13 protein-coding genes are annotated in these 15,191 nt (G+C 55.7%); 7 read left to right on the top strand and 6 right to left on the bottom strand.

Features of this window, described 5'->3' with window-relative positions:
• Window position 1 precedes the first annotated feature (1 nt).
• The 7 genes from KP705_RS00185 (at window position 2) to glpK (ending at window position 7,280) form a co-directional block, all read left to right on the top strand.
• Complete coding sequence (locus KP705_RS00185; protein ID WP_086633933.1) at window positions 2-1,021, top strand: iron ABC transporter permease; 1,020 nt, start codon at window positions 2-4, stop codon at window positions 1,019-1,021.
• Entirely contained in the window at window positions 1,018-1,860 is an 843-nt protein-coding gene (locus KP705_RS00180) for a heme ABC transporter ATP-binding protein (RefSeq protein WP_215763796.1), read from the top strand. The genes KP705_RS00185 and KP705_RS00180 overlap by 4 nt, the downstream gene beginning before the upstream one ends.
• The gene (locus KP705_RS00175; protein WP_046899501.1) at window positions 1,845-2,159 is read left to right on the top strand and encodes an antibiotic biosynthesis monooxygenase; all 315 of its coding nucleotides are present in this window, start codon (window positions 1,845-1,847) and stop codon (window positions 2,157-2,159) included. Before KP705_RS00180 ends, KP705_RS00175 begins: the two co-directional genes overlap by 16 nt.
• A gap of 121 nt (window positions 2,160-2,280) precedes the next feature.
• Window positions 2,281-3,066: a DeoR/GlpR family DNA-binding transcription regulator gene (locus KP705_RS00170; RefSeq protein ID WP_086633930.1), complete on the top strand. Its 786-nt coding sequence runs from the start codon at window positions 2,281-2,283 to the stop codon at window positions 3,064-3,066.
• 120 nt (window positions 3,067-3,186) lie between these two features.
• Entirely contained in the window at window positions 3,187-4,767 is a 1,581-nt protein-coding gene (gene glpD / locus KP705_RS00165; protein WP_211502178.1) for a glycerol-3-phosphate dehydrogenase, read from the top strand.
• Window positions 4,768-4,801: 34 nt separating this feature from the next.
• Complete coding sequence (locus tag KP705_RS00160; protein WP_046899839.1) at window positions 4,802-5,704, top strand: MIP/aquaporin family protein; 903 nt, start codon at window positions 4,802-4,804, stop codon at window positions 5,702-5,704.
• A 25-nt stretch (window positions 5,705-5,729) separates the two neighbouring features.
• Window positions 5,730-7,280 carry a glycerol kinase GlpK gene (gene glpK, locus KP705_RS00155; RefSeq protein ID WP_215763795.1) on the top strand — a complete coding sequence of 517 codons (1,551 nt, stop codon included), beginning with the start codon at window positions 5,730-5,732 and terminating at the stop codon, window positions 7,278-7,280.
• A gap of 96 nt (window positions 7,281-7,376) precedes the next feature.
• On the opposite strand, the gene KP705_RS00150 is transcribed toward glpK, so the two are convergent.
• From KP705_RS00150 to metH, 6 genes are all read right to left on the bottom strand, one after another.
• A complete protein-coding gene (locus tag KP705_RS00150; protein WP_215763794.1) occupies window positions 7,377-7,787 on the bottom strand; it encodes a hypothetical protein in 411 nt (136 codons plus the stop codon).
• A 160-nt stretch (window positions 7,788-7,947) separates the two neighbouring features.
• Window positions 7,948-8,193 carry a helix-turn-helix transcriptional regulator gene (locus KP705_RS00145; protein ID WP_046899496.1) on the bottom strand — a complete coding sequence of 82 codons (246 nt, stop codon included), beginning with the start codon at window positions 8,191-8,193 and terminating at the stop codon, window positions 7,948-7,950.
• A 52-nt stretch (window positions 8,194-8,245) separates the two neighbouring features.
• Window positions 8,246-9,739, bottom strand: a complete 1,494-nt coding sequence (mqo, locus tag KP705_RS00140) for a malate dehydrogenase (quinone) (RefSeq protein ID WP_215763793.1) — start codon at window positions 9,737-9,739, stop codon at window positions 8,246-8,248.
• Between the two features lie 42 nt (window positions 9,740-9,781).
• Entirely contained in the window at window positions 9,782-11,200 is a 1,419-nt protein-coding gene (locus KP705_RS00135; protein WP_215763792.1) for an FAD-binding oxidoreductase, read from the bottom strand.
• A gap of 153 nt (window positions 11,201-11,353) precedes the next feature.
• Window positions 11,354-11,602, bottom strand: coding sequence for a hypothetical protein (locus KP705_RS00130; RefSeq protein ID WP_046899494.1), 249 nt, complete (start codon window positions 11,600-11,602; stop codon window positions 11,354-11,356).
• A 20-nt stretch (window positions 11,603-11,622) separates the two neighbouring features.
• Window positions 11,623-15,129 carry a methionine synthase gene (gene metH / locus KP705_RS00125; protein WP_215763791.1) on the bottom strand — a complete coding sequence of 1,169 codons (3,507 nt, stop codon included), beginning with the start codon at window positions 15,127-15,129 and terminating at the stop codon, window positions 11,623-11,625.
• Window positions 15,130-15,191 lie beyond the last annotated feature (62 nt).

Here is a 15,191-nt window from a genome sequence, read left to right as displayed (position 1 = left end):
AATGCGCGTGCATGCGGGCTGGATCTTACTATCGCTTCTGCCGCTGCTAATTCTTGTCATGCTGGTCGCAGTCGAGGTTGGTGCAAGCGGGGCAGGCATTGGTACGCTCCTGCATGCACCTGACGTTGCGACCAGAAATCTGGCCTGGATGGTGATCGCGCATATTCGTGCGCCACGTGTCGTGCTCGCCGCGATGGCAGGTGCAGCTTTGGGGGCTGCGGGTGCAACGATGCAGGGGCTTTTTCGAAATCCATTGGCTGATCCGGGGTTGATTGGTGTATCTTCCGGGGCCGCTCTGGCTGCTTCGTGCGTCATCGTACTGGGCGTCGATATGGCTCAGTCAGGGTTTCTAAACGGTTGGGCCGTGCCTTTGGCTGGAATGCTGGGCAGCTTTCTCGTCACACTCCTTCTTTACGTCTTTGCGACCCGCGCTGGCATCACCTCTGTCACGACTGTTCTGTTGGCTGGTGTCGCATTCGGAGCCTTTTCTGGTGCATTGACTGGCATTCTCATTTTTCGGGCCAATGATACGGCTCTGCGGGATCTGACGTTCTGGACTCTCGGGAGTTTTTCTGGAGCAAATTGGGAGCGTATTGGCCTGCTCTCGCCATTTCTTGTCCTTGCAGGCGTGATTGCGACACGTCTCGCTGTTCCTCTGAACGCCATGCTTCTTGGTGAAGCGGATGCTGCTTTGATGGGGTATCCTGTCGAGCGGACAAAACGGCTGGCAATGCTGGGGGTGGCTGCGTCCGTTGGGCCGGTAGTCGCGTTTGTGGGCGCCATTGGGTTTGTTGGCGTTGTGGTTCCTCACCTTGTGAGGTTGGTCACCGGTCCAGACCACCGTCTGGTTCTGCCTGGGAGCGCTCTTCTTGGGGCTATTCTTCTCACTGCGGCTGATACGATTGCCAGACTGGTTGCGGCTCCTGCGGAACTGCCTGTTGGCATAATTACCGCAGCACTCGGAACCCCGGTTTTTGTCTGGCTTTTGAGCCGCATTCATGGAGCGGACATTCCATCATGACACTGGAAATTCAGAACGCCTCAGCCAGAGCAGGTGGTCGTGAGATTGTTCACAATCTTGATCTGGCGCTCGCGGCAGGAGAAATTGTTGCTGTTGTGGGACCTAACGGCGCGGGCAAAAGTACGCTCCTGAAGCTCGCATGCGGCTTAATGCCGCTACATGGCGGTGAGATACGCTTTGATGGCTCAAAAATTGGATCGTTTTCTGCGGGCGAACTTTCTCGCCGCCGGGCGCTCTTGCCCCAGGAATGTCCGATGCGTGCGCGCTTCACGTCGCTGGAACTGGTTCTCATGGGGACTGCTATTTCGGGGCAGGGCCGCCCGATGGCTGAGCGTGTCGCGATTGCACAGGATACGCTGGATCGCGTCGGGCTGTCATCGTTCATGGAACGCGACATTATGACGCTATCCGGCGGAGAAAGGCAGCGCGTCCATCTCGCGCGAGTGCTGGCGCAGCTTGAGGCCGCAGCCCGGAACGGCGCGCCTGGCTGTCTGTTGCTGGATGAACCGTTGTCCGCACAGGATATGGCACGGCAGCGCCTCATTCTTCAGATTGCAAAGATGCATGCCGCGCATGGCGGAAGCGTGTTGCTGGTTCTTCATGATCTGAACTGGGCTGCGGCCTGTGCCGATCGTATCGTCGTTATGCATCAGGGGCGGATACAGTCACACGGTCTCCCCCGTGACATCCTGACTTCTGAACTCCTCCACGACGTTTTTGGGATTCCTGATGGCTGCATTCATCAACATTGCAGCACGGGGCGTCCGTTCGTTGTTCCGCATGATCTCGTCATGCCGGAAGATATCAACAAGAGAGAGACACCATGTATATTGCAATGAACCGTTTCAAAGTACGACCTGATAGCGAAGATGCTTTTCGGCAGCGCTGGCTGGAGCGGGAAGTCCTGCTGAAGACAGTCCCGGGATTTGTCAGTTTTCAATTCCTACAGGGACCAGCCAAAGAAGATCATGTTCTTTATGCGTCTCATACGGTCTGGGAATCTTATGAGGCTTTTGTTGGTTGGACACAGTCTGAGCAGTTCCGTGCTGCTCATGCCGGCGCCGGACAAGGCAAAGTGTTGACCGTGGGGCCGCCAGTCTTTGAAGGCTTCAAGGTTCTTCAGAATATTGAAATCTGAAACGTCTTTGATGGTGGGGTGATTAAAAAGCGTCACGGGTTCTGTCACTGACAAAGTTCGTGATTGCGCGTTTTTGTTCGTGTTGTCACACTGTCTTGGAAATCATTTCAGGTCAGTGTGCATGAGCAACCCCACCATCAGGATCAACCCTCGTCAGGAACAGATCATCCGACTGGTTCGCAGTCAGGGCTATGTGTCGAACGAGGACATGGCACAGCAGTTCGATGTGGCGGTTCAAACCATTCGGCGGGATATTGGATTTCTGGCAGAGCAGGGGCTTCTGACCCGACATCACGGTGGAGCGACACCGAACTCCACCATTGAAAATATCGCCTACAATGAAAGGCAGATTCTGAACCTGAAGGCCAAGGATGCGATCGGCCATTGCGCGGCGTCTCTTATTCCTGACCGTTCGTCCCTGTTTATTAATATTGGTACGACAACCGAGGCTTTCGCCCGGTCTCTGGGTGGACATCGTGACCTGCGGGTCGTGACTAACAACCTCCATGTCGCGTCTCTTATTTCCGGAAGACCTGATTTTAGAACCGTGATCGCGGCGGGAGAGCTTCGGCCCAAAGATGGTGCAATTCTGGGTGCTGCTGCGATTGAGACCCTGGATTCTTTTCGGACAGAGTTCGGCGTCATCGGTATCAGCGGTATCGCAGATGACGGGACATTGCTGGATTTCGACCTGAATGAAATTCAGTGTGCCCGTACGATTATCCGAAATTCTCGCCGTGTTCTGCTGCTGGCAGATCATACAAAATTCAGTCGGCAGCCCATGGGGCGCGTGGGTGGACTGGCAGATATTGACGATCTGATTACCGATCGCCCCGTCTCGGACGCATTTCAGGCGCTGCTGGAAGCGGCAAATGTGACGCTACATATCGCTCAAACATCACAGTAGTGCGCGAAAAAAATAACACTAATCTGTTATAAACCGAAGATCCCTCTTTACTTTATCGTTCAATATGCGCGAAAACGAACATCAGATGCTCGTTTTGGAGCGTGGTGGCAGGAGATTGTTATGTCATCGATTCGTGAAGTTTCGCCTTCAAGTCCGCACAGCGCGCCTTATGACGTGCTTGTGGTCGGTGGGGGCATTAACGGCTGCGGCATTGCCCGTGATGCCGCAGGCCGTGGTGCGAAGGTCATCCTTGTCGAGCAGGATGATCTTGCAAGCCATACGTCTTCTGCCAGCACCAAGCTGATCCACGGTGGTCTGCGGTATCTGGAATATTACGAGTTCCGGCTGGTGCGCGAGGCCCTGATTGAGCGTGAGCGTCTGTTGAAGATTGCGCCGCATATCATCTGGCCGATGCGTTTTGTTCTGCCGCACTCTAAGATGCTGCGTCCTGCGTGGCTGCTACGGACAGGCCTGTTCCTGTACGATCACCTCTGCACGACCATGACGTTGCCGAAAACGCGCGCGGTGAACCTCCGTACGGATGTGACAGGGCGCCCGCTCAAGAGCGAATACGTGCGTGGGTTCGAATATTCCGATGGTTGGGTGCAGGACAGTCGTCTGGTTGTGCTCAATGCCATGGATGCCACCCGTCTGGGGGCCTCCATCAACACGCGCACCAAACTTGTGAAAGCTGAACGCGGGCCACAGCTCTGGACCGCAACGCTTCTTGACCGCGACAGTGGTGAAGAACGGACGGTTCAGGCCAAGACCATTGTGAATGCAGCTGGACCATGGGTCGCAGAGCTTCTTCAGGATCGTGTTGGCGTACAAAGCCGTAACAAGGTGCGTCTCGTCAAGGGAAGCCACATTGTGGTGCCGCGCCTGTTCGAGAGCAAGCAGGCTTATATCCTGCAAAATCCGGACAAGCGGATTGTGTTCGCGATCCCCTACGAGCAGGATTTCACACTCATCGGCACGACGGACGTTCCCTGGGAGCAGGACCCTGGCAAGGTTGAAATCTCGGCAGATGAAATCAAGTATCTTTGCGAAAGCGTCAGCCGCTATTTCCAAAAGTCAGTCAGCCCGGATGATGTGGTCTGGACGTATGCCGGTGTTCGTCCGCTTTATGACGACAACTCTGGTAATGCCTCCGCTGTAACGCGTGACTACGTGCTGGATGTTGATGCGTCTGGTGCACCGATCCTGTCTGTTTTTGGCGGCAAGATCACAACGTTCCGCAAGCTGGCCGAGCATGCACTTGAGAAACTGGTTCCACATCTTCCCGTGCTCGGCGGTCCATCCTGGACTGCTGAGACGCCACTGCCTGGCGGGGATTTTGCACCGGCTGATTTTGACCGTCAGGTGGCGAAGCTGCAGGCGTATGCGCCTCATCTGGCTCCTTACACAGCATGGCGGCTTATGCGGAATTACGGTTTGCGGGCGTTTGATATCGCTACGCAGGCAGAAGCCGATATGGGGCAGTGGTTCGGCAAGACACTGAGTGCGCGCGAAGTCGATTATCTGATCGACAACGAATGGGCACGGTCTGCGCAGGACGTGCTGTGGCGCCGCTCGAAGCTGGGTCTGTTCATGACCGATGCCGAGAAAGCCGCACTCCAGACCTATATCGAGGAGCGTGCCGGAACAGAACGTTCGGCTGGCTCCGAGACCTCCGGAACATGGCGGCAGGACGTCGCCTGATCTTTCCTTCAATTCTCATGTCGGACATCCGGTCATGTCAGAGAATAAACGCTACCTTGGTGAACTCCTTGCTGAGTTCTTTGCTGTCGCCATCATCATTCTCTTCGGAGATGGCGTCGCTGCCATGTATTCGCTTTACGACCCCAGCCCGTACAAGACGGCCTACTGGGGCGTCTGTATCGTCTGGGGACTGTCCGTTACGGTTGCGATTTACGCGACCGGGGCAGTCAGTGGCACGCACGCCAACCCGGCTGTGACGCTCTCACTTGCGCTCTTCCGTGGGTTCTCATGGAAGAAGGTCGTACCCTACATCGGTGCTCAGGTTCTGGGTGGTCTGGCAGGCGCGGCACTCGTGTACTCGCTCTATGTGCCTGTCATTGACCATTACAATGCGGCTCATGGCCTGACGCGTGCACTGGATGGCGGCTCTGCTGGTGTGTTCTTCACGCATCCGGGCGATTTCATCAGTGTCGCTCATGCGTTTTGGGATGAGGCTGTTCTGACCGGTATTCTGGTGTTCGGTATTTTTGCCGTAACCTGCCAGTACAATACGCAGGCTCCGCAGGCGAATTCCGGTGCGCTGATCATTGGTCTTCTGGTTGCAATCATCGGTGCGTCTGCCGGATATTTGGAAGCCTGGGCCATCAATCCGGCTCGTGACTTTGGTCCACGCCTGTTCTGCTTCTTTGCAGGGTGGGGGCAGGCTGCCATTCCGGCTCCGTCCAACTACTGGTGGGTGCCCATTGCAGCGCCAATGGTCGGTGGTCCGATTGGTGCCGCGATCTACCAGTATGGTCTTCGCCCCTTCATGCCTCGGATTTCTGTGGTAGCATCTGCGCCATCATCTGAAGCGCTAAACCTAGCCGAGCCTGTGCTCGTTGTTTCGAACCCTTCCGTACCTGCCTCAACAGGTCCCGTCATCGACAAGGTCTCTTGATCTGTCCGTTTCCGGAGTAAGTAGCATGGCAAAGAAAGACTACATTCTCGCGATCGATCAGGGCACGACATCGACTCGTAGTATTGTTTTCGACAGCAATGCCCGCGCCGTGTCCATTTCACGTAGCGAATTCCCCCAGCACTATCCTGAGCTGGGTTGGGTCGAGCATGACGTGGAAGATATCTGGGAAGACGTTCTCGAGACGGCGCGTGAAGCGATTTCCACGGCTGGTGGCATTGGGCGGATTGCTGCGATTGGCATTACCAATCAGCGCGAAACTGTCGTGGTCTGGGACCGCAAGACCGGCAAGCCCATTCATAATGCGCTTGTCTGGCAGGATCGCCGGACGGCTCAGGAATGCAATCGCCTGCGTGAGCAGGGGGCTGAAGAAATTGTGCGTGATAAGACGGGCCTTCTGCTGGACCCATATTTCTCAGCAAGCAAGATTGCCTGGCTTCTTGATAACGTTGCAGGTGCCCGCAAGCGCGCCGAAGCAGGGGAATTGGCTGCAGGCACGATCGACAGCTTCCTCCTGTGGCGTCTGACGGGTGGCAAACGCCATGCAACCGACATTACGAATGCCTGCCGTACCTCACTGTTCAACATTCACACCCTTCAGTGGGATGATGAACTGCTGAACCTGTTCAATGTGCCTCGTGCGCTTCTGCCTGAAGTCCAGGACAATAGCGGCCTGTTTGGCAAAACAGAGCCTGGCCTGTTCGGTGAGTCCATCGTGATCGGTGGTATGGCGGGTGACCAGCATGCTGCTCTGATCGGACAGGCCTGTTTTGAAGAAGGCATGGCGAAAGCAACCTATGGTACGGGCTGCTTTATGCTCCTGAACACAGGCGAGAAGCCAATTCAGTCCAATAACCGTCTACTGACGACCATTGGTTACCGGATTGGCAACAAGACGACCTATGCTCTCGAAGGATCCATCTTCGTCGCGGGTGCCGGTATCAAGTGGCTGCGTGATGGTCTGCAACTCATCACGCATGCGTCACAGACCGATGATATGGCAACCCGTATTCCGGACAGCCATGGTGTTTACATGGTGCCGGCTTTCGTTGGACTTGGCGCGCCACATTGGGATCCTGAAGCACGCGGCATGATCTGTGGTCTCACGCTGGGCTCGACGCAGGCACACATTGCCCGCGCGATGCTGGAATCTGTTGCGTACCAGACCTATGACCTCGTTCACGCCATGCGTCAGGACGGTGCGATGCGGGCCAAGACGTTGCGTATTGACGGTGGCATGGCCGCTAACGACTGGTTTGCCCAGTTCCTCGCCAGCATGCTCAAGGCCGATGTGGAGCGCCCTGTAAACGTTGAGACCACGGCCGTTGGCGCTGCTTTCCTTGCCGGGTTGTACGTTGGTGTTTGGGGTAGCCTGGAAGAAGTTGCAGCAACCTGGGCTCAGGAGCGTCTGTTCTCGCCGCGTATGGATCCTGCCCAGCGCCGCATCATGCTGGACGGCTGGCAGAATGCAGTTCAGCGCACCCTAACGCCGCATGCGGCGAGTGCTGCCCCAGTGCGCGCCAGCAAGCCAAAGGTTGATACAGTTCAGGCAGCCTGACCGCTCTTCAGGTCTGCTTGATATGGCCGGTCTATTCGTCGGGGGACGAAGGCCGGCCTTTTTTATGTTTTGGGCTGGACAGGAAAAATTGGAATTTCAGGCGGCATCCGGTGATGATGGCTGATCGCGTTCCAGCCAGGCCAATGTGCCAATTTGTGCTGCCGACGCGAGGGTCACAAGATAATTCAGGCACAGGAAAGCTTGAGTAATGAGGCTGATTGTTTTCAGTTGGCTCAGCTGAAATTGGTCATGAATGAGCGTAAAAGCCAGTAACAGAGGCATGATGACAGCTCCTGCACTCATCACGACGAGGGCAGAGTTTCGGCATGTCAGGATGGTTTGCTGCTCTCGTTCATCCCTGTCCCAGGCACTCAGTCTGTATAAAGGATGCTGCAGTTTTATCCGGGCGCAAATATTCAAAAGAAACGTTCCGCTGATGAAGAATACTGACATCATCCAGCCGGGGCTCAGCAGGAATATTGCGCTTGGAAAAGTATGGTCGCGCATACTGCAATCGTGACAGGTTTCCAGAGGGGAATTGTGCTTGTCGGTGACACGGGTGTTCCGTCTGGAAACAGTCCCCCAAGCCAGAAAACAGGACGGCCAATGATATTGGCTACATTGTCCATGACGCTAAAAAATTTGTCAGTGGGGCGAGGAGAGAATGTCACTGCTTTCCAGCCTCCATACGCTTGCGCATCTGTTCGACCAGTGAATCAAATGGCGTCAGAGAGAAAACCATTTCGACCTCTGCTTTCAGAACCGCACAGATCTTCATCGCGAGTTCCAGACTGGGTTTGTAATCGCCGCGTTCCAGATAGCCGATCGTCTGGGGGTTAACCTGTACGGCTTCAGCGAGGTCTTTACGCGAAAGACCTCGTTCAGCCCGGAAAAGAGCAATACGGTTATGCATCGATGTTGTGTATACACAACGGATAAATGCTTTTCTACAATTTTAGACGCACTCAGGCATCAATATTCAAGGTAGCAGCGGTGCTCGTACGTAGTTCACGGCAAAGGGCAGCGTTCTGTTTCAGATCCACCCCATAGGCGGGGAAAATCTCTTTAAGACGTGGCAGCCACTTATTTGAAGAAATCTTCTGAGGAAAGCACTTTTCCACGACTTGCAGAGCTACTGAGGCCGCGATGGATGCGCCCGGCGATGCACCGAGAATTGCAACAAGCGACTGATCGGAACTGCGGACCAGTTCTGTGCCGAAGCGCAGGACACCATGAAGACCTTTGTCCGGCTTGATGATCTGAACTCGCTGCCCAGCCACAATTTTCGTCCACTGGCTTTCATCGGCCTGCGGATAGAAGTTCAGAAGGGACTGGAAGCGCTTGTGGTTGCTCTGTGATATTTCGCGCACCAGATAGTTCAGGAGCGAAAGATTATCTTTGCCTGCGGTCATGGCGGGAATGATGTTGCTGCTGTTCAAGGAGTGAAAATAGTCCCTCCAGGAGCCGCTCTTGAGAAATTTGGTGGAAAAACCCGCATACGGACCAAAAAGAAGGCAGGATTTCCCGTCGATCACCCGCGTATCCAGATGTGGGACAGACATCGGGGGAGATCCGACGGGCGCTTTTCCATAAACTTTCGCATGATGGCGCTGCGTGATGGCAGAGTTGGTGCATTGCAGCCATAAGCCGCTCACTGGGAAGCCTGCGTACCGGCGTGCTTCAGGAATACCGGATTTCTGAAGGAGGGGCAGTGCTGCACCTCCTGCGCCGATAAAGACAAATCGCGTCAGGACAGTCCTGTGCGCCCCGGTTTGCATATTGACCGCAGTGACACGCCAACGACCATCGGTTGTTTTGGTCAGGTCCGTCACGCGATGACGATAAAAGCTGTGGAAGCCGGGGGCGGTCTGCAAGTCAGAGAGAAGGCTTCTGGTCAGGGCCCCGAAATCGACATCCGTTCCGCTTTTAATGCGGGTGGCCGCCACAGGAATAGACAGATCCCGACCTTCCATCGCAAGAGGGGCCCAACTCGCAATGACAGCAGGATCTTCGCTATATTCCATTCCGTCAAAGCAGTGGTGGTTAGCCATGGCGGTGTAGCGCGCTTTAAGAAAAGCAACGTCAGCTTCACCCCAGACAAGACTGACATGAGGGCAGGCGTGAATGAACGTGCTCGGATCTGCAATGCGGCCGGTCCGTACCCAGTGCGCCCAGAGTTGGCGGGAAATATCGAACTCGGTGTTGACCGCCAGAGCCTTGGAAATATCCACGCTGCCATCTGCACGCTGCGGCGTGTAATTCAGTTCACAGTTTCCTGCGTGCCCGGTCCCGGCATTGTTCCACGCCTTTGAACTTTCCTGCCCACACTGTTCCAGTGTTTCAAACAGCGTAATGGAGAGTTCGGGGGACAGTTCTTTCAGGAGGGCGGCGAAAGTTGCGCTCATGATGCCGCCTCCAATCAGAACGACATCCGGGAACGCGGCAGAGGCTGAAGACATTGCAGGCAGGGTCCGTAAAAGCAGAATATCAGAAGGGTGGTGTTATCCCCGATAAACGGGCCCGTTGGGAAGCAGCTTTCCCGGATTGAGAATATGGTGAGGGTCCATCGTATTCTTCAGCGCACGCATGACGCCGAGTGAGCCTTCACCGTGCTCCTGAGCCAAAAACTCCAGTTTTCCCAGTCCAACACCGTGCTCGCCACTACAGGAACCCCCGAGAGCCAGCGCCCGACCGACAATTTTTCGGTCCAGATCCAGGGCTTGAGCATAGCCGTCTGGGGAATGTTCAGTGATGATGAGCGTATGGAAATTTCCATCTCCAACGTGGCCGAGAAGCGGGGCTTTCAGACCTGACGCGGCAATGTCGCTTGAGACACCGGCAATCAGCTCCCCCAGTCGTGAGATTGGAACAATGCAGTCTGTTGAGATGACCCGGGCGGTTGGATCGATGGCCTTTGCGGCCCAGTAGGCATCATGGCGAGCTTTCCACAGACGTGCCCGGTCTTCCGCGCTCTCGGCCCAGGCAAAACCTAAGCCGTTGTTTGCGAGAGCGATCTCCTGGGTTGCTGTCACCTGTTCCTGTACGGCTGCAGGCGCGCCAGCAAATTCAAAAAATAACGTTGTAAGAGGGCGATAACCGGTCAGTTTGGAGTATCGGATGGATGCATCCATCTGAACACTATCCATTAATTCCACACGGTTAATCGGAATGCCGCATTGGATGATTTCCATTGCAGTCTGAACGGCATCGTTCAAAGATTCAAATTGGCAAACTGCAGCGGAGAGGGTGTCAGGGCGGCCATGCAGCTTGAGCTGGATTTCCGTAATAATCCCGAGGGTGCCTTCAGAGCCGATTAAGAGGGACGTCAGATCATAACCAGTGGAAGATTTGCGGACGCGACCGCCGGTTCGGATCACTTCGCCTGTTGCAAGCACGACAGTCAGACCCAGCACGTTTTCCTTCATCGTGCCGTAGCGCACGGCTGCCGTTCCGGAAGCGCGGGTCGCGCACATGCCGCCCAGCGTAGCTTCACCGCCAGGATCGACGGGGAAGAAAAGTCCGGTATCGCGGATCTGTGTGTTGAGAGCCTGTCGGGTGAGACCAGCCTGGACGCGGCAGTCCAGATCCTCCGGGTTCATCTCCACAATGCCGGTCATGCGGGAGAGATCGAGGCTGATGGCGTGTTCTGGCGGCGTGACATGCCCTTCAACAGAAGTGCCAGCACCAAACGCGACTAAAGGTACGCGGGAGGCATGACATTCCTTCAGAACGGTTGAAACATCGTCCGTGCTTTCAGCGAAGATGACAGCTCCTGGTAGGCGAGCTGCTTCCATGGCTTCACCGTGACTATGTTCTTCCAGCACAGAAGGGGCCCTGCTGATCCGGCTGCCCAGCCGTGTTTCAAGCCGGGAGAGAACAGTGTGCAGGCGCTCTTCTGCGGAGGGGGAAAGAACCGTCATGGAATATCCGAAATGAAAAATCTTCAATTTTGTAAAATTATTATAAATCCGATAGCTGAAAAGACAATCTATATGCGGCGCGTTCACGGAACACAGATAAGAAAAACGCCCCATGTTGGGGCGTCTTTTTGAAGGTGTAGGCTGAATTAAGAGTTAGTTGGTGCTGCGTCTGTCGAGAATGAGCAACAGGAGACAGGGAAGAAAGAAATACAGGGCCATAACCACCATGAGTGGTTTAAGCAGCCATCCCATATCTGCGTGCAGGACAGAGCGGCTGAACATGTTGGCCAGTCCCAAAAGACAGGCCACGCAGAAGAGGCCAAAAAAGTTGGCGAAGAAGCCACGTTCACCGTTGATGAGTCGAAGCTGGGCAAGAAGCCCGCCGATTTGCTGTGATGCCATGACCGTGGTTCTCCGTTGAGTCAGACAGTGAAGTATTTGGCGCGCGGATTCAGCACCACGAGAGCGGACGTTGACTGCTCAGGATGAAGCTGGAACCCGTCAGACAGGGAAATCCCGACGCGCTCGGCATCCAGAAGGCGCAGGATTGGTTCCTGATCCTCAAGACGGGGACAGGCAGGGTAGCCGAAGGAATAGCGTGACCCGCGATAGGACTGGGAGAGCATTTTCTCCATGTCACGATCATCTTCCGCCGCAAAACCAAGCTCTGCACGGATCCGTTTGTGGGTGTATTCAGCCATGGCTTCCGCCATCTCGACCGAAAGGCCATGCAGATAGAGGTAATCCTGATAGCGATTGGCCTCGAACCATTCCCGGGCAAGATCTGACGCTTTCTGCCCAACGGTGACAACCTGAAGCCCAACAACGTCGCGATGCTCATCATTGATGTCACGCACGAAGTCCGCGATGCACTCGCCGTCGTCCTTCGGCTGGCGGGGCAGGGTGAAGCGTGCGGCTTCTGTTTTGCCGTCTTCTTCAAACAGGATCAGATCGTTTCCGTCACCTGCAGCTTTCCAGTATCCATAAATGGCCTGCGGGCGAAGGATTTCCTGTTCCGCACTGAGCGCCAGCATGCGCTTCAGGACGGGGCGAAGTTCCATCTTCGCATACTCCATGAACTCCTCAAGGGAGCGTCCCTGTTTCCGGAAGCCCCACTGGAACTGATAGAGTGAGCGCTCATTCAGGAACGGCAGCACGGCGTTAGGCGCAGCTTCCACAACCCGGGCGCCCCAGAAAGGTGGCGTGAGAGGAGGCAGTTCGCCTGAGATCCGATTGCGACGCTCCCGTGCGGTGGCAGGATCAACTGTGCCGAAGCCACGAGTTTCAGCACTTTCCGGAGCACGTGCATTTTTGCGGCTTGCCTTGCCCGCACGGCGGCTCTGGATCGCCCCCAGATAGCCGTCAAACTCATTTTGCGCGATCTTGTCCATCAGGGACAATCCATCAAACGCATCTCTGGCATATGCGACGCGGCCTGGCTCGCCGTCTCCGTAAGACAGGGCGCATTCTTCTTCGACGTAGTTTCGGGTCAGAGCCGCGCCACCAAGAATAACGGGAACATCGAAGCCCTGCCGTTTCATCTCCGCGAGGTTCTCACGCATGATGACGGTGGATTTTACGAGCAGCCCCGACATGCCGATAGCGTCAGCATTATGTTCCTTGGCCGCAGCCATCATGTCAGCCAAGGGCACTTTAATGCCGAGGTTGATCACCTGATATCCGTTATTGGTCAGAATAATGTCCACAAGGTTCTTGCCAATGTCGTGGACGTCACCCTTCACCGTAGCAAGAACCATCGTGCCGCGATGCTGGCCTTCTTTGCGCTCCATGTGCGGCTCAAGCCAGGCTACGGCTGTTTTCATGGTCTCGGCAGATTGCAGCACGAACGGAAGCTGCATTTTGCCAGACCCGAAAAGTTCGCCCACGACTTTCATGCCGTCCAGCAGAACGGTATTGATGATGTCGAGCGGGGCCATATCCTGCATGGCGGCATCAAGGTCGTCCTCGATGCCTTTACGGTCCCCGTCTACAATCCGGTCCTTGAGGCGTTCCGCAGGTGTTTCAGCGCGGCGCTTTTTAACGGCATCCGCAGCTTTTCGGCCAGCAAAAAGCTCCAGAAGCTTCTGGAGCGGATCATAATCGGCAGTCCGACGGTCAAAGATCAGGTCTTCCGCGACTTTCACTTCTTCCGGTGCAATCAGGTGCAGCGGACGGATTTTTGAAACATGCACGATCGCGCCGGTCATACCTGCTTTGACGGCATGGTCCAGAAATACTGAATTCAGAACTGCACGTGCCGCAGGATTCAGACCAAAGGAAATGTTCGAAAGACCCAGCACGATCTGGATGTCAGGGAACTTATCCCGGATCATCCGAATACCTTCAAGTGTCCAGACGCCGAGCTTACGGTCGTCTTCCATGCCGGTTGCGATGGTGAAGGTCAGCGGGTCGATCATCAGGTCGGACTGGGGCAGCCCGTACTGATTGCAGGCGAAATCAACCAGACGTTCTGCAATGCGCAGTTTGTCTTCTGGCGTCTTGGCCATGCCCACTTCGTCAATGGTCAGGGCAATCATCGCGGCGCCGAACTTCTTTGCCAGCTTCATGCGGGCATGCGCCTGCTCTTCACCATCCTCAAAGTTGATTGAGTTGATGATCGGCTTGCCACCATGCAGCTTCAGAGCGGCCTCAATGACTGGCGTTTCGGTTGAATCGATGACCAGAGGCGCATTCACGGATGACGTGAAGCGGGTGACGACTTCGTTCATCTCCGCGACTTCGTCTCGGCCAACGAATGCCGTGCAGACGTCCAGAGCATTGGAGCCTTCGGCAGCCTGTTCCCGGCCAACAGCGACGCAGCCATCCCAGTCGCCCGCTTCCTGAAGTTCACGCCATTTCTTGGAGCCGTTGGCGTTGCAGCGCTCTCCGATGGAGAAGTAGCTGTTTTCCTGCCGCAGCGGCACCTGCGAGTAGAGGCTGGATACAGACGGCATCCAGATCGTGCTGCGCTTGACCGGAGCAGGACGGTATTTTTCGCCACCCACGCGGCGCAGCATGCCGTCCAAAGCCTGAATATGAGGAGTGGACGTTCCGCAGCATCCGCCAATCAGGTTGAGGCCGTCTTCACGGATGAAACGCTCCATCCACACAGCCATTTCGTCCGGGCTGAGAGGATAGACCGTTTTACCGTCTACCAGTTCCGGGAGACCGGCATTGGGCTGCATGGAAATCAGGCCTGGCCAGTTTTCAGACAACCAGCGGACGTGCTCTGCCATTTCCTGCGGGCCGGTCGCACAGTTCAGTCCTAAAGACGGGACGTCCAGAGCGTTGACGGTTGTGGCTGCCGCGGCGATGTCGGGTCCAACGAGGAGGGTGCCGGTGGTTTCAACCGTCACCTGTACGAAAATAGGAGCGTCCGACCCGAGTTCGATCCGTGCGGCTTTGGCCGCGTTGACGGCAGCTTTGATCTGGAGCGTGTCCTGGCACGTCTCAATCAGGAACCCATCGACACCGCCGTCAATCAGGCCACGGCACTGTTCAATCAGCCCAGCTTCAAGCGTGTCATAATCGATGTTGCCAAGTGTTGGCAGTTTTGTGCCTGGGCCGATGGAGCCCATGACGTAACGATGGCGGCCGTCACAGAAGGTCTCTGCCGCCTCTCGGGCCAGCGTGGCAGCAACACGGTTGATTTCGCGGCTGCGGTCCTGGAGGTCGAACTCAGCAAGCGTGACGATCGAGCCACCAAACGTGTTGGTCTCGACCATATCCGCGCCAGCCTCGAAATAGCCGCGATGAATTTCACGAACCAGCTCAGGGCGGGAAAGATTCAGGATTTCCGTGCAGTTTTCCTGGCCCCAGTAGTCTTTCTCAACTTCCAGATCGAGCATCTGCACGCGCGATCCCATACCACCGTCACACAGCAGAACCTGGTCTGACAGGGCATCAAGCAGATGGGGACGTGAGGACATTGAGGCGCTCTTCAGGAATAAAATCAGGACAGGATATTATGCCAGGCGATTGGACCCGGCAT

The organism is Gluconobacter sp. P1D12_c (assembly GCF_018812105.1).
Classification (GTDB): Bacteria; Pseudomonadota; Alphaproteobacteria; order Acetobacterales; family Acetobacteraceae; genus Gluconobacter; species Gluconobacter oxydans_A.
Note: the sequence above shows the minus strand (reverse complement) of the source record. Positions and strands in the feature narration are given on the sequence as shown.

Coding starts and splice junctions, on each gene's coding strand:
- glpK (WP_215763795.1), top strand. CDS start 5,730: ATGGCAAAGAAAGACTACATTCTCGCGATCGATCAGGGCACGACATCG.
- metH (WP_215763791.1), bottom strand. CDS start 15,129: ATGTCCTCACGTCCCCATCTGCTTGATGCCCTGTCAGACCAGGTTCTG.
- KP705_RS00175 (WP_046899501.1), top strand. CDS start 1,845: ATGTATATTGCAATGAACCGTTTCAAAGTACGACCTGATAGCGAAGAT.
- KP705_RS00180 (WP_215763796.1), top strand. CDS start 1,018: ATGACACTGGAAATTCAGAACGCCTCAGCCAGAGCAGGTGGTCGTGAG.
- KP705_RS00160 (WP_046899839.1), top strand. CDS start 4,802: ATGTCAGAGAATAAACGCTACCTTGGTGAACTCCTTGCTGAGTTCTTT.
- KP705_RS00145 (WP_046899496.1), bottom strand. CDS start 8,193: ATGCATAACCGTATTGCTCTTTTCCGGGCTGAACGAGGTCTTTCGCGT.
- KP705_RS00185 (WP_086633933.1), top strand. CDS start 2: ATGCGCGTGCATGCGGGCTGGATCTTACTATCGCTTCTGCCGCTGCTA.
- mqo (WP_215763793.1), bottom strand. CDS start 9,739: ATGTCTTCAGCCTCTGCCGCGTTCCCGGATGTCGTTCTGATTGGAGGC.
- KP705_RS00170 (WP_086633930.1), top strand. CDS start 2,281: ATGAGCAACCCCACCATCAGGATCAACCCTCGTCAGGAACAGATCATC.
- glpD (WP_211502178.1), top strand. CDS start 3,187: ATGTCATCGATTCGTGAAGTTTCGCCTTCAAGTCCGCACAGCGCGCCT.
- KP705_RS00135 (WP_215763792.1), bottom strand. CDS start 11,200: ATGACGGTTCTTTCCCCCTCCGCAGAAGAGCGCCTGCACACTGTTCTC.
- KP705_RS00150 (WP_215763794.1), bottom strand. CDS start 7,787: ATGCGCGACCATACTTTTCCAAGCGCAATATTCCTGCTGAGCCCCGGC.
- KP705_RS00130 (WP_046899494.1), bottom strand. CDS start 11,602: ATGGCATCACAGCAAATCGGCGGGCTTCTTGCCCAGCTTCGACTCATC.